This is a genomic window from Porticoccus hydrocarbonoclasticus MCTG13d, from assembly GCF_000744735.1.
Lineage (GTDB): Bacteria > Pseudomonadota > Gammaproteobacteria > Pseudomonadales > Porticoccaceae > Porticoccus > Porticoccus hydrocarbonoclasticus.
Window position 1 is genome coordinate 863978 of sequence record NZ_JQMM01000001.1, and the last position, 14093, is coordinate 878070.

A 14093-nucleotide genomic window follows, 5' to 3' on the forward strand; every position below is an offset into this window, starting at 1 on the left:
TAAGTCAAGGTCTCCACACAATCCGATTAACGTCCTAATGTTTCGAAAGGGTAAATACCCTCTAATTCAGCACAATTTTTCCAGAAAAGTCAATGTGATTACATGTTCTATTGAGCTGCGTCAGCTCGGCTGGTGTTACGTGAAAAAATCTCGAGTCCCTGCAAAAGGTTGATGGCCTCGTATAACTGGTTGTCTGTCTGCAACAGATCTTCCTTGTCAGCTATTTGTGGGTCACTGTCACTGCTCAGATGGCCGGCAAGATTGGCTTCCTTGATCTGTTTCTGTGTCTCAAGCAAGTGAATCTCGGCCGGCCTGACGGTAATGTCGGGCTGAATTCCCTCTGCCTGTATAGAGCGTTTGTTGGGTGTGTAGTAACGAGCAGTGGTCAACTTGATAGCCCGTTTTGTCCCCAGTGGTATCACTGTCTGGACTGAACCCTTGCCAAAACTGCTGGTACCCAGCAGTACCGCGCGGTGATGGTCCTGGAGCGCTCCGGCAACAATTTCCGCCGCTGAAGCCGACCCTTCATTAATCAGCACAACAACGGGAATACCATTCAGTACATCGCCAGCTGTGGCATAAAACTGTTCTTTTGAGCTGGGGATCCGGCCCTCTGTATAAACCACAAGCCCACCGTCGAGTAGCGCATCGGCAACATCCACTGATGAATTGAGTAACCCGCCCGGATTATTACGTAAATCCAGCACGAGCCCTTTCAGGCCGCCTTTCTTTTTCTGGAGATCAGACAGAGCCTCCCGAAAGTCGGCACCAGTATTTTCCTGAAACTGTGCAATTCTGACATAGCCAAAGCCGGGTTCCAGGATTCTGTGCCGGACACTCATCACCTGAATAATGTCGCGGGTAATCTCCACCTCGAAAGGGCCGTCGGTATTTTGTCTAACAATCGTCAAGGTTACTTTTGAGCCTTTTGGGCCGCGCATCAGTTCAATCGCTTCTGTCAGGGGCATGCCCTGTACCAGCTGATCGTCAAGTTTGATAATGAGGTCTCCGGCCTGTATGCCGGCGCGGTATGCCGGGGTGTCGTCGATTGGACTGATAACCTTGATAAAACTGCCTTCCATTCCAACCTCTATGCCGAGTCCGCCAAATTCTCCGCTGGTGCTCTCCTGTAGCTCGGAGAAGGCAGCTTCGTCCATATAGAGCGAGTGGGGATCGAGCCCGTTCAGTAATCCGCTAATGGCCATTTCCAATAGTGCCTGATCGTCAATTTCTTCGACATAGGCCTGGCGTATCTGGTCAAACACCTGAGTGAAATAGCGCAACTCTTCCAGTGGTAAGTGGGCATTTTCAGAATCTTCATTTGCATACGAAATCACTGGCCATGCCAGTAAAAGTAGCGTCGTCAGTAGTGATTTGGTCAGCAGTTTCATGAAATATCCTGATTGATTGATGGCGGTTCGGCCCTTGTCCCTGGAAAATTTCTCAACGCCCGGCTTTACTGGCCAGCCATGCCTTCGGATTGGTGGGTTTGCCATTATGTCGAATTTCAAAGTAAAGTGCATGATCTGCCTGTCCACCAGTGTTGCCCACTCTGGCAATCCGCTCACCGGGCTTAACCCAATCACCGGTTTCCCTGAGCAAGACCTGATTGTGGGCGTAGAGACTCATATAGCCTTCGCCGTGATCAATGATTACTAGCAGTCCATAGCCCCGCAGGTAGTCGGAAAAGATGACTCGGCCATGATGGATACTGTGCACGTGCAGCCCCTCCACGGCTTGCATTAACCAGCCACTCCAGGTGATATCTGCGTTGCGTACTGCCCCAAAATGTTGGGTTAATTTGCCGGATACCGGCCAGGGCAGCTTGCCTTTCTGTTTGCTGAAGGGCTGTTTGGATGCAGGGGCCGCCAGCTGCATGGCGCGCTGCTCCAGTGCTTTCAGTACAGTTTCCAGACGTTGCCGTTCGTTTCTGAGCTGATTCAGTGTTTGTTGAGAATTTTGTATCTGTTTGCCCAGCGAAGTGAGTAACTGTTCTCTCTGTTGTCGATTCTCTCTCAGGGTTTGCTGTTCGATGGCCAGTTGCTGGCGCGATTCTGCCAGGGACTGCTCGCGGGAGGCGATATCGCTTTTGGTCGTCTCAAGCTGTTGATGCGTCTGTCGGTAAGAAGCGAGTTTTTCAGCGCGTGCCGCGAGAAAGTAATCGTAGTACTTGAGGGATCGGCTGAACTTTTCTGGATCTTCCTGGTTGAGAAGAAGTTTGATAGGTTCTTCGCTACCGAGTCGGTAAGCAGCGACGATCTCCTGGCTGATCAACTGTTGTTGGCTGTGTTTTAATGACTCGAGTTTTTTCTGTTGTTTCTCAAGTTGAATGAGCTCTCGGTTCAACGCTGCCCGCTGTTTTTCAATGGTGGAAATTTTGTTGTTCAGATCAGCGGATGCCAGCTCAATTTTTTTCAGCTCACCAGCCAGCTTGTCCTGTTGTCGGCTCTGGCCTTTGATGGACTGTTCAAGCTTGCTGATATCCTTGCCGATTTTTTCCAGTTTGGCGCGGTCTTCCTTTTCCCCGGCACTGGCTGTGCTCAACAGGAGGAAGGCGATTGCCGTGAGCAGTGCCTTTTGTATCCCGACCATGATCATCAGCCATGTTGTTTTCGTCAATGGACAAAACTGACCAGCGAATGTCCGGTCATCTCCGGTGGTGGGGGTAAATCCAGCAAGTCGAGCAGGGTCGCCGCCACATCCGCAAGTGAGCCGTTTTCCCCCAGTATCAACGGTCTTTGGCCCACGTAGATCAGCGGTACCGGCAAGGTTGTATGCTGGGTGTGCACCTGGCCGGATTCTGTGTCAAACATTTTTTCAACATTACCGTGATCCGCCGTGATCAAACATTCACCTCCGGTTTGTCGGAGTGCCTCCAGTACTCGATCCAGGCAGGCATCCACGACTTCCACAGCTTTTACCGCTGCGTCGAAGACACCACTGTGGCCTACCTGATCGCAGTTGGCATAGTTACAGATAATGACATCATATTGGCAACCGGTGATGGCTTTAACCAGTTCGTCCGTCAGTTCGTAGGCACTCATTTCCGGCTTCAGGTCGTAGGTGGCGACCTTCGGGGAGGGGATCAGGATGCGATCTTCCCCCTGAAACAGGGTTTCCTGGCCGCCGTTAAAGAAGAAGGTCACATGGGCATATTTTTCTGTTTCGGCAATTCGCAGTTGTGTCATGCCCCGATTGCTGAGGTATTCGCCCAATGTGTTATGCAAGTCCTCGGGCGGGAATGCACAGTCAGCCTGGATGTCAGCTGCATATTCTGTCGTCATCACGAAAGCGCCCAGCTTGGGATGGGCCGTGCGGGAGAAGCCTGAAAAATCCTTGTCCACAAGTGCGCGTGTCATCTCTCTGGCTCGGTCCGGCCGGAAGTTCATGAACAGCACGGTATCGCCATCCCCAATGGTGGCAGCCGGGTGCAAAGCATCGGCGATGATGGTGGGTAACACGAATTCGTCATTCTCACCGCGCAAGTAAGCGGCGTGTAGCCCCTCGACCGGGTCGGCTGCGCGATGTTCAGTCTTGCCCAGCGTGAGCAGGTCATAGGCGGCCTGAACGCGATCCCAGCGGTTGTCTCGGTCCATCGCGTAAAAGCGACCACAAATAGAGGCGACTCTGCCCACACCGAGTTCGGCCAGTCTGGCACTAGTGCGCTGCAGCGATTGCTCTGCGCTGCGCGGCGGTGTATCCCGGCCATCGAGAAAGGCGTGCACATAAACCTCTTTTGCGCCCCGTTGTGCGGCCATATCCACCATGGCGTTGATGTGATCTTCATGGCTGTGAACACCGCCCTGTGACAGGAGCCCGAGTATATGGATCCTGTGCTTCCCGCTGACTGCTTTATCAATGGCTCGGCTGTAGGCAGGGTTGGTAAAAAAGTCGCCGTCGGCAATGGCCTTGTTGATGCGGGTAAAGCTCTGATAAATCACTCTGCCCGCGCCAAGGGTCATATGGCCCACTTCGCTGTTTCCCATCTGCCCTTCGGGCAGGCCCACAGCCAGTCCCGACGTGGCAATAAGTGTTGTAGGGCAATGGTTCCGGAGGTGGTCCATAACCGGGGTTTTGGCTGCCTGTACAGCATTGGATTCTTTGCTGTCGCTGTGGCCATAGCCGTCAAGCACCAGCAAAACCAGCGGTTTTTTTTGCTCGCTCATGATTTCAGTCAGGGGTTTTCCAGCAAGTTTGAATAGTAGGTGAATCTTACCTGTAAAGGTGTTTCAGTGCTAATGGTGGTTCCTAGAGAAGAGCGTGGTGTGTATACTTTCGCAGCTTCCCGGGGCCGGTTTGGTCCGGCCCGTAACTGTAGGTATCTTAATCGTGGAATTCTTTGTTTTTATCAGCGAGCAGTGGGTGCTGGTGAGTGTATTGCTGATATTGATTTATCTGTTTGCAATCAATGAACGCATTAAAAGTGGCAGACCCCTGTCAGTCCATGCCGTTACTCGTATGATCAATGCAGATGAAGCATTGTTGCTCGATATTCGGGACAGCAAGGAGTTCAAAGCGGGACATATTGCCGGAGCGGTGAATATTCCCCAGACAAAACTGTCAGACAAACTTGCTGAGCTGGATGAGCACCGTGAAAAATTTATTATTATCGCCGACAAGGTGGGGCAGAACGCTGGTGCTGCGGGACGCCGGCTGCGGCAAAACGGCTTTAAGGTATTCCGGCTTACCGGCGGTATGATGGAGTGGCAGAGTCAGCAACTGCCGGTTGTCAAAAGCTGACATGGTTGCGGTAAAAATCTACACCACCCGTAGTTGTGGTTACTGTGTCGCAGCAAAGAATCTTCTTGCGGCAAAAGAGTTGTCTTACCAGGAAATTTCTGTAGATAACGATCCGGCCATGAGGCGAGAGTTGGTGGTGCTGAGCGGTTACCACACCGTCCCCCAGATCTGGATTGGTGAGACCCATATTGGCGGTTATGATGACCTGCGCCGCATGGAGCAACAGGGCGAATTGGATACTATTATCGCTGATCATAACAGTTGAAGTGAGCTGCCTGGAGTCCTGATGCTGCCATGTCGGTACATGATTGGCCAGGCACAAATATTGAGTGAATATAAGGCATGACTATGACAGAAGAAAACGTTACTGATGACGCGGCAGCTGGCACCGAATCTCCACAGTTTGCCCTGCAGCGGGTTTACCTGAAAGACCTTTCATTCGAAACTCCCATGGGTCCTGAGGCTTTTCATCGCGAGCTGAAGCCGCAAATTGCACAGGAATTGGCGACTAAAACCAACCGGCTGGATGAGACGCACTTTGAAGTCGTTATCACCGTGACGATCACGGTTAAAGACGGCAACGACACGGTTTACCTTATTGAAGTACATCAGGCGGGTGTGTTTCTCGTCAAGGGGCTGGATAAGTCCCAGATGACACACGCCATCAATGTGCTTTGCCCTGCAACCCTGTTTCCCTATGCCAGGGAGGTGGTAGACAATATTGTGATCAAGGGTACTTTCCCGGCCTTGATGTTACCGCCAGTCAATTTTGAAGCGCTATTTGCCCAAGCTGTTGCCGAGGCGAAAGAAAAGAAAGAGCAGGAAGCTGAGTCGGATAAAAAAGATGTAACGCACTAAGCTCAGGCCGGTTGAGTCGGCAATTTCTGCAGGTTCGACTGGCTGACGGGTTGCCCGTATTAATGATCTTCTTCATCATTCATCCCCAGCTCTTTCAGTTTTCGGGTGAGCGTATTCCTTCCCCATCCCAATAATTCTGCTGCATCACGTTTTCGTCCACGGGTATGATTCAGTGCCGTTTCGATCAGGGTGCGCTCAAAAACTGGCACAGCTGACGCAAGTATATCCTGCCGACCGGCATGCAACTCGGCATCAGCCCAACTCCGCAATTGTTGTTGCCAGCTTCCCGATGTGACATTTTTTTCCACCGGGCTGTCGCGCAACTCCGGTGGCAGGTCTTCCATATGTACCTCCCGGCCAGATGCCATTACGGTCAGCCAGCGACAGGTATTTTCCAGCTGACGAACGTTGCCAGCCCAGGGGAGGAGGCTGAGGAACTGCTCAACCTCGCTGGACAGAGTCTTGGTCTCTGTCTCAAGCTCCTTGGCGGCCCGCTGGAGAAAATATTGCATCAACATGGGAATATCTTCCCGCCGATCTGCCAGTTTTGGTAGGTGAATGCGGATGACATTCAGGCGGTGAAACAGATCCTCACGAAAACGATTTTCCACCACCAGTTGTTCAAGGTTCTGGTGAGTGGCGGCAATGATACGCACATCGACTTTTACCGGTGTGTGCCCGCCGACCAGATAAAATTCACCGTTAGCCAGTACCCGCAGCAACCGTGTTTGTGCTTCGGGCGGCATATCTCCGATTTCATCGAGAAAAAGTGTCCCGCCATCGGCCTGTTGAAATCTGCCTTCACGTCGCTGGGTTGCACCGGTAAAAGCCCCTTTTTCATGACCAAATAGTTCAGATTCAATCAAATCATGGGGGATCGCTGCCATGTTGAGAGCGACAAAACGTTTGTTGTGGCGTGGGCTGTGATCATGTAATGCCTTGGCGACCAGTTCTTTGCCGGTGCCGGACTCGCCATTGATTAGCACAGTAATGTTGGAGTGGGACAGTCGCCCTATGGCGCGGAAAACCTCCTGCATGGCCGGCGCTTCACCGATAATTTCACCGCTGATGTCAATGTCGTTCTCAACCGGCTTGCGATTCTGTTCTGTGACAAAATTAATGGCTCTATTGGTCACCGCAACGAGTTCGTCGAGGTCGAATGGTTTGGGTAGATACTCGAAGGCGCCCCCCTGATAGGCCGCTACCGCACTGTCCAGGTCAGAGTGAGCCGTCGTGATAATTACCGGCAGTGCCGGGTTGCTGGTGTGAATCCGTTGCAGTAGTTGAAGGCCGTCAATACCTGGCATGCGGATGTCGCTGATGATGGTGTCGGGCTGTTGCTTGTCGAGTTTGGCGATCAGTTCGCTGGCATTTTCAAAGCTGGTGACATCGAGATCTGCACGACTCAGTGCTTTCTCCATTACCCAGCGGATTGAACGGTCGTCATCGACTATCCATACAGTTCGTTTGTCCATTTGTTATGCATCCAAAGGTAGATAGATCGTGAAACGTGTTTCACCACGCTCGTTATCACACTCGATCAAGCCGTGATGAAGGTGGATAGCTGATTGGGCAATGGGTAAGCCCAGGCCGCTGCCCTCGGCGCGGCCGCTGATCATCGGAAAGAAAATACGGTCCATGAGATTTTCGGGTATCCCCGGGCCGTTGTCCGTAATGTCAATTCGGCACACGACCTTGTGATGTGTTTTGCCGATGGTGAACTGACGTTGTATTCGCGTTCTGAGCTTGATGGCAGGCCGCTTTTGGGGGCTATTGCGCAAGGCTTGGACCGCATTGCGGACGATATTGAGCATTGCCTGGATCAGTTGTCCCCTATCACCGCTGATTTCGGGAATGCTCGGGTCATAGTTGCGTTTGATCAGGATGCTGCCCCGGGTTTCTGCCTCAGCGAGCGCGGCGACATGCTCAAGAACCTCATGAATGTTTACCGGTAGAAACTTTGGCATGGTGTTGGGGCCGAGCAATCGATCGACAAGGTTACACAGGCGGTCTGTTTCAGCGGAGATAATATCTGTGTACTCCCTTAGCTCCGGTTGATCATGCAAATCTTCCGAGAGTAATTGTGCGGCACCACGGATACCGCCCAGCGGATTTTTTATTTCATGGGCGAGCCCCCGCACCAGATTCCGGGTAGTATCGTGAGTAGTGATGAGTGCCTCTTCACGATTGATTTTCATCAGCCGATCCATGGGTTGCATTTCCAGCAGCAACATTTCGGCCGAGGTTGTTTGTATGGGTGTGGCGGTAAAATCCACTGTGATATGTGATTGGTCAGGAAGCGTTAGTGGTGCCTGTCGCTGGGTAAAGGGGTGGTTGGTCGCCAGGGCCTCTTTTAGCGAATCGTAAGTACCGTCCCCGGTATCAAAAAGGGTGTTAACGGAGTTTCCGCAGAAGCGCATGGCGCTCACTGCCAGGAGACTTTCTGCAGCAGGATTCAAGTAGCATATATCCAGCTCGTCATTCAGCAATAGCACAGCCGTGCTGAGATTATCCAGTAATAGGTGGTGGAGCTGGTGGTCAGTCATCTCTCTGCTTCATTACGGCTTCTTACAGACTGGGCAGTATTGCCTCTTTATGGTTCAGTACCAGTAAATACATAGCAATTACTGGGCCAGCTTTGTTGTGGCTGTAAGGTGCCTGAACCCCGGTGCATGTGGCTAGAGTGTAGTTAAAGAATTGTTATTTTGCACCAACATGGTGCTCTGCTAGGGGTTGTGCAATATGGAGTGGCGTTTGACATGGATGGTAATGATGTCTGACTGGCCAAGTTGGTTGTCGGAGCCGTCAACCACCTGTGCTTGGAGAGTATGTTTGCCGCGTATCAGTGAATCTATCACGAATGATGTGGCCGGAACTGCTGGGCCGTGGGGCTGGCCATTGTGTAGTAATTGTACCCGGTGCCCCGATCTAAGTGCGGGTTCTAGGTATACCTGTACCACCACCTCAAGCTGCCCGGGCGGGATCGTGGAGTCCTGAGCGGGTGATAGAATGACGACTTCCTTATAACTGACTTCCTCTTTTTGGCTATTTCTGGCAGGTTTTTTCGGTGCCAAGGCGGGCTGTGTGTTGATTGAGGGCAAAGTGAGCTCTTCAGCAGATGTATCATTGGCAGGAGGCTGATCGGTGTATTTAACATTGCCCTTTTCATCCACAGTGCGATAGACCTGAGCAGCAACGGTCAGTGAAAGCATCAGTGCCAACAATGCGATAACGGTTTTACTTTTCTGCAGTGACATGGCTTTCTCCCTACGAATAGTTTTCAAGACTAACTCTGCTTTGACAAAAGAAAAAGCCCGCCATTCGAAAATGACGGGCTTTTTTATTTACTCAGCTACAGCAGCTGAGAGCAGATCTTCTGCTTAAACCGAGTAATACATGTCGAACTCTATCGGGTGAGTGGTGTGCTCAACCCGGTAAACTTCCTGCATTTTCAGCTCAATGTAGGCATCGATCATGTCATCGGTAAAGACACCACCAGCGGTGAGGAAAGCTCGGTCTTCATCGAGGTTGCTCAGTGCTTCACGCAAGCTGCCACAAACTTGCGGGATCGCGGCGGCTTCTTCCGGGGGCAGGTCATAGAGATCCTTGTCTGCAGGGTCGCCAGGGTGAATCTTGTTTTGTACGCCGTCGAGACCGGCCATCAACATGGCAGCAAAAGCCAGGTAGGGATTGGCAATCGGGTCGGGGAAGCGGGCCTCAACGCGTTTTCCTTTGGGCGATGCAACGTAGGGAATGCGGATTGAAGCAGAACGGTTCCGGGCCGAATAGGCGAGCATCACTGGTGCCTCAAAGCCCGGAATCAGACGCTTGTAGGAGTTGGTGCCGGGATTGGTGAATGCGTTAAGGGCTTTGGCGTGCTTGATGATGCCGCCGATATAATACAGGGCCGTTTCGGACAGGCCTGCGTAACCGTCACCGGCAAACTGGTTGACGCCGTCTTTCCAGAAAGACTGGTGACAATGCATGCCGGAGCCATTGTCACCAACAATGGGCTTGGGCATGAATGTGGCTGTTTTTCCATAGGCATGGGCCACGTTGTGAACACAGTATTTAAGTATTTGGGTTTCATCCGCTTTCTTGACCAGCGTGCTGAATTTCACGCCGATCTCACATTGACCAGCAGTGGCCACTTCGTGGTGATGTACTTCCACATCCAGGCCCATTTGTTCCATTGCAGTACACATGGCAGCCCGGAGGTCGTGCAGTGAGTCAATCGGGGGTACCGGAAAATATCCACCTTTCACACGGGGGCGGTGACCCATATTGCCTTCAGCGTATTCATTTCCTGTGGACCAAGCGGCTTCCTCTGAGCTGATTTTGACAAAGCAGCCGCTCATGTCGATGCCCCACTTGATGTCATCGAAAACAAAGAACTCGGGTTCGGGGCCAAAAAAAGCGGTATCCCCAAGGCCGGTGGCGGCCAGGTATTGCTCGGCGCGCTTGGCTACAGAGCGAGGATCGCGCTCATAACCAGTCATGGTGTTGGGTTCCAGGATATCACAGCGAAGAATGACGGTGCTGTCGTCCGAGAAGGGATCGAGAATGGCTGTGCTGTCGTCGGGCATCAGGACCATGTCTGATTCGTTGATGCCTTTCCAGCCAGCAATGGATGAGCCATCAAACATTTGTCCGGTTTCAAAAAACTCCTCATCGACAGACTTTGAGGGAATGGTGACGTGTTGTTCTTTACCTTTTGTGTCGGTGAAACGCAGGTCTACCCAGCGAGATTCACTCTCTTTGATCAGGTTAAGAGTTTTATTGGACATTGGCTCCTCCAAGTGTGGATATCCGGTTTTGTAGGGTTGCCGAAAGCGGCAGCTCTGGGTTGAGTATATCGTTAGTTCAATGGTTTTGTTTTAATGGTTTGCAAGCAATGTGCCAATATGAAGCAAAAGCCATGCCATTGGTATCAGCCAAGTAAAACAACAGGTTATCAGTTTGGCAAGACGGTCTTTTGCACCATATTGGAATCTATTTTATAAATTTTGCACTAAAATAGTGCGAATTGCTTGGGTCCGGTTGCAGTGTTTCATGATAAGCGGATTTGGCCACATTTGTAATATAATCTTGGGCCATTAAACACGAGCTACCGTCATTATCCCCATGCATTTTATCGTCAAGCTTTTCCCCGAGATTACCATTAAGAGTCCCCCTGTCCGCAAGCGTATGACCCGCCAGCTGAGGGATAATCTTCGCAAATTACTATTGAACATCAATCCTGCCATCCATCTTCAACAGGACTGGGAGAAAGTTCAGGTCGTCGGCCCTGCCGACGAGGAGCTGGCCCGCCAGGTTGTAGATCTGTTGGGCAGAACCCCAGGAATCGCCAAATTTGCCCGAATACAGCGCTATCCGCTGGGAGATTTTGATGATGTAGTTGAAAAAACACTGACTTTTTGGCGGGGTCGCCTGGATAACAAAAGTTTTGCTGTTCGCGTGAAACGGGTTGGCGAACATGGGTTCAAGTCCAGTGATCTCGAGCGTTATGTCGGTGCTGCCCTGCTGAGCCACTGTGACTCAGCCCGCGTTAATCTTAAGCAGCCGGATGTCACCGTCCGTCTGGAGATCCGTCACAACGAGCTTTATGTGGTTCAAGCGGTTTATCCCGGGTTGGGTGGCTTCCCTCTTGGTACCCAGGATGCAGTAATTTCACTACTGTCGGGTGGGTTTGATTCCTCTGTGGCCAGTTACCTCACTATCAAGCGGGGCCTGTGCACACATTATCTGTTTTTTAATCTGGGTGGACGAAATCATGAGGTGGGGGTAAAACAGGTGGCCTCTTATCTGTGGCAGAAATATGCCAGTTCCCACCAAGTGCACTTTATAACAATCCCGTTCGCCGGTGTGGTGGAGGAAATCCTGACCAGGGTTGGCAATGCGGAAATGGGGGTTGTTCTGAAGCGTATGATGCTACGTGTCGCCAGTGAAGTCGCCAGGGAGCTTAAAATTGATGCACTGGTGACGGGTGAGAGCGTTGCCCAGGTATCAAGTCAGACACTGGCCAATCTCGCGGTTATTGATGCGGTGACTGATGCGCTGGTCCTCCGGCCACTGATCACCGCTGACAAAGGTGAAATCATCGATATTGCCCGGGCCATAGGAGTGGAAGGTTTTGCGGCCAATATGCCTGAATACTGTGGTGTTATTTCGGTCAGGCCCACCACTCGTGCGACGGGCCAGAAGGTCGCTCACGAAGAGGAGAAATTTGATTTCAGCGTATTAGAGCACGCGCTCGCCCATGCTCGTGTCCAGACCATCGATGAGGTGCTGAACGATAACGGCATCATTCCTCTGGATGTCTTTGAAAACCCACCACCGGACTCAGTGATCCTGGACATTCGCCATCCTGAGGAGGTTTATTCCCGGCCATTGAATGTGCCTGAAGCAGAGGTAGAGCTGATGCCTTTTTATACATTGCAGGGCCGGTTCCGCGAGCTGAAACAGGCCTCCCGGTATGTGCTGTATTGTGACAGGGGGGTGATGAGCCGACTGCATGCGGAGCACCTGATAGAGCAGGGTTTCTGCAATGTGGGCGTTTATCGCCCTGCCCGAAAATAAAGGGTGCAAAGGCTTCGAAAAGCTCTATATATCTTAAATGTACCCGCAGATAATTTTTTATTCTTTGTGAATATTAATAATGCCTCTACCCTTGCTCACTCTGAGCAGGCGAAGTGAAATTTATGGACTGGCAAGGCATTTTATCATTGGCGTTGACACTGGGCGCTTTGCTGATATTGGCAACCACCCGGATTGGACCCCATCTGGTGATGATGGTGGTGCTGAGCATACTGAGCGTCACTGGCATCTTGACTGCCACTGAAGCGCTGTCAGGGTTCAGTAATAGCGGTGTTATCACTGTCGCGGCGATGTTTGTGGTGGCAGCAGGGCTGCATGGGTCCGGTGGGATTGATCTGCTGGTGAACCGTTTCCTGGGGCGGCCTAAAACCGTCCGGTCTGCCTTGACCAGGATGTTTGCACCTGTGGCGTTGCTGAGCGGCTTTTTAAACAACACGCCTGTTGTCGCCACGATGATTCCGGCCATTCATGCCTGGTCGCGACAAATCAATATTGCGCCATCCAAATTGATGATCCCGCTTAGCTATACGGCAATTCTGGGCGGTACCCTGACCCTTATCGGTACCAGCACCAATCTGGTGGTCAATGGTCAATATCAGGTGTTGACGGGTGAAGCGGGATTTTCGTTGTTTTCTATCACTGCTGTGGGATTCCCGGTCGCTGTTATTGGGCTGTTTTTTATCTGGCTATTTTTCCCCAAGTGGCTGCCAGATCGCGGTGATCAGCAGGCTTTTGGCAATCTGCGCGAATTCACGCTGGAAGTTTCCGTTGCGAAAGATGGCCCATTGGTCGGTAAAACGGTGGCAAGTGCAGGGCTGCGGCATTTGAGACGCGTTTATCTTGTGGAAATCGAACGGGGTGGCACCGTGGTGACCGCCGTTCCCTCTGAGGAAAAACTGCAGGGTGGGGACCGCCTGGTGTTCGCCGGTGATACGGAGGCGATTTCAGATCTACTCCGTATCAATGGTCTGGTGCCATCGACGGAGAATGAGGAAGGATTGTCTCTGGATACTGACCGCGCTGAGCGGCGTCTGGTAGAGGTGGTCGTATCTCCCCACTGTGATGCGGTGGGGCATGCCATACGGGATTCTGGATTTCGGAGTCGCTATGGCGCAGTGGTGCTTGCTGTTGCGCGGCATGGTGAGCGGGTTCAGGGGAATCTGGGTACGATTGAGCTGGCAGTGGGCGATACTCTGTTACTCGAAGCCCGGCCCGCATTCGTCAGCCGTCAGCGCTATAACAAGGATTTTCTGTTAGTCAACGAGCGGAATACCGATCCTCCTAGACACGAGCGTGCCTACCTGTCCTGGTCTATTCTGGGGGGTATCGTCGCTCTGGCGGGACTGGGCCTGACCAGTATGCTTAACGCCGCGCTGCTCGGTAGTTTGCTGATGATTCTCAGCGGTTGCTGCTCGGTCAGCCAGGCGGAAAAAAATATCGACATGATGGTTATAGTGACAATCGCAGCGGCGTTTGCACTGGGTATGGCGCTGGAGAAAACCGGAGTGGCGGCATTTCTTGCCGACAATATGATTCAGCTGGGTTCCGGTAAGCCCTGGTTGCTGCTGATACTCTGCTATCTGCTGGTATCAATTCTGACCGAGCTGATTACCAACAATGCCTCGGCCGTACTGGTGTTGCCGATCGTGTTGGAAATGACAGGGCAGGCTGGTTTGAACAACGAACCTTTTATTTTCGCCATTATCATGGCGGCCTCGGCAAGCTTTGCGACGCCTTTGGGCTACCAGACAAATCTGATGGTTTATGGGCCGGGTGGCTACCGCTTTTCGGACTTTCTCCGGGTAGGGGTTCCGATGAACCTGCTTATCGGCGCAGTCACAATAACGGTTTTATTGATCGGTTGGCCGCTCAGCTAATTTTCGAGCGGAAACATGTCG

Annotated in this window: 12 protein-coding genes; 5 read left to right on the forward strand and 7 right to left on the reverse strand. The window is 51.9% G+C overall.

Annotation, left to right across the window (positions count from 1 at the left end):
• Positions 1-107: 107 nt before the first annotated feature.
• Genes U740_RS04155 through gpmI form a run of 3 tightly spaced genes read right to left on the reverse strand, consistent with a single transcriptional unit; the run spans position 108 to position 4166 of the window.
• Positions 108-1391: a S41 family peptidase gene (locus tag U740_RS04155; protein WP_036859211.1), complete on the reverse strand. Its 1284-nt coding sequence runs from the start codon at positions 1389-1391 to the stop codon at positions 108-110.
• A gap of 52 nt (positions 1392-1443) precedes the next feature.
• On the reverse strand, positions 1444-2619 hold the full coding sequence (locus U740_RS04160) for a murein hydrolase activator EnvC family protein (RefSeq protein WP_051921191.1): 1176 nt from the start codon (positions 2617-2619) through the stop codon (positions 1444-1446).
• Positions 2616-4166 (reverse strand): 2,3-bisphosphoglycerate-independent phosphoglycerate mutase, encoded by a 1551-nt coding sequence (gene gpmI / locus U740_RS04165; protein WP_036859213.1) that lies wholly within the window; start codon positions 4164-4166, stop codon positions 2616-2618. The genes U740_RS04160 and gpmI overlap by 4 nt, the downstream gene beginning before the upstream one ends.
• Positions 4167-4329: 163 nt before the next feature.
• Here gpmI and U740_RS04170 point away from each other — a divergent pair, with 163 nt between their 5' ends.
• The 3 genes from U740_RS04170 (at position 4330) to secB (ending at position 5598) form a co-directional block, all read left to right on the forward strand.
• A complete protein-coding gene (locus U740_RS04170; RefSeq protein ID WP_036859215.1) occupies positions 4330-4740 on the forward strand; it encodes a rhodanese-like domain-containing protein in 411 nt (136 codons plus the stop codon).
• Positions 4727-5005, forward strand: a complete 279-nt coding sequence (grxC, locus tag U740_RS04175; protein WP_272980879.1) for a glutaredoxin 3 — start codon at positions 4727-4729, stop codon at positions 5003-5005. Before U740_RS04170 ends, grxC begins: the two co-directional genes overlap by 14 nt.
• An 83-nt stretch (positions 5006-5088) precedes the next feature.
• On the forward strand, positions 5089-5598 hold the full coding sequence (gene secB, locus U740_RS04180) for a protein-export chaperone SecB (RefSeq protein WP_036859223.1): 510 nt from the start codon (positions 5089-5091) through the stop codon (positions 5596-5598).
• Positions 5599-5657: 59 nt separating this feature from the next.
• Here the strand turns inward: secB and glnG are convergent, their stop codons facing one another.
• The 4 genes from glnG to glnA all read right to left on the reverse strand — a co-directional run bounded on the left by glnG (position 5658) and on the right by glnA (position 10385).
• Positions 5658-7073 carry a nitrogen regulation protein NR(I) gene (gene glnG, locus U740_RS04185; protein ID WP_036859224.1) on the reverse strand — a complete coding sequence of 472 codons (1416 nt, stop codon included), beginning with the start codon at positions 7071-7073 and terminating at the stop codon, positions 5658-5660.
• Positions 7074-7076: 3 nt separating this feature from the next.
• A complete protein-coding gene (gene glnL / locus U740_RS04190; RefSeq protein WP_036859225.1) occupies positions 7077-8144 on the reverse strand; it encodes a nitrogen regulation protein NR(II) in 1068 nt (355 codons plus the stop codon).
• A gap of 180 nt (positions 8145-8324) precedes the next feature.
• Positions 8325-8855, reverse strand: coding sequence for a DUF4124 domain-containing protein (locus U740_RS04195; RefSeq protein ID WP_036859226.1), 531 nt, complete (start codon positions 8853-8855; stop codon positions 8325-8327).
• 123 nt (positions 8856-8978) lie between these two features.
• Positions 8979-10385: a glutamate--ammonia ligase gene (gene glnA / locus U740_RS04200; protein WP_036859227.1), complete on the reverse strand. Its 1407-nt coding sequence runs from the start codon at positions 10383-10385 to the stop codon at positions 8979-8981.
• A gap of 337 nt (positions 10386-10722) precedes the next feature.
• Between glnA and thiI the strand changes: the two genes are divergently transcribed.
• Together thiI and U740_RS04210 are read left to right on the forward strand one after the other, a co-directional pair.
• The gene (thiI, locus tag U740_RS04205) at positions 10723-12177 is read left to right on the forward strand and encodes a tRNA uracil 4-sulfurtransferase ThiI (protein WP_036859228.1); all 1455 of its coding nucleotides are present in this window, start codon (positions 10723-10725) and stop codon (positions 12175-12177) included.
• Between the two features lie 122 nt (positions 12178-12299).
• Positions 12300-14072, forward strand: coding sequence for an SLC13 family permease (locus U740_RS04210; RefSeq protein WP_036859229.1), 1773 nt, complete (start codon positions 12300-12302; stop codon positions 14070-14072).
• Positions 14073-14093: the final 21 nt, after the last annotated feature.

Excerpts from the sequence above, each read along its gene's own strand:
- U740_RS04155 (WP_036859211.1), bottom strand. The coding sequence starts at position 1,391 with ATGAAACTGCTGACCAAATCACTACTGACGACGCTACTTTTACTGGCA.
- gpmI (WP_036859213.1), bottom strand. The coding sequence starts at position 4,166 with ATGAGCGAGCAAAAAAAACCGCTGGTTTTGCTGGTGCTTGACGGCTAT.
- secB (WP_036859223.1), top strand. The coding sequence starts at position 5,089 with ATGACAGAAGAAAACGTTACTGATGACGCGGCAGCTGGCACCGAATCT.
- glnG (WP_036859224.1), bottom strand. The coding sequence starts at position 7,073 with ATGGACAAACGAACTGTATGGATAGTCGATGACGACCGTTCAATCCGC.
- glnL (WP_036859225.1), bottom strand. The coding sequence starts at position 8,144 with ATGACTGACCACCAGCTCCACCACCTATTACTGGATAATCTCAGCACG.
- U740_RS04195 (WP_036859226.1), bottom strand. The coding sequence starts at position 8,855 with ATGTCACTGCAGAAAAGTAAAACCGTTATCGCATTGTTGGCACTGATG.
- glnA (WP_036859227.1), bottom strand. The coding sequence starts at position 10,385 with ATGTCCAATAAAACTCTTAACCTGATCAAAGAGAGTGAATCTCGCTGG.
- thiI (WP_036859228.1), top strand. The coding sequence starts at position 10,723 with ATGCATTTTATCGTCAAGCTTTTCCCCGAGATTACCATTAAGAGTCCC.
- U740_RS04210 (WP_036859229.1), top strand. The coding sequence starts at position 12,300 with ATGGACTGGCAAGGCATTTTATCATTGGCGTTGACACTGGGCGCTTTG.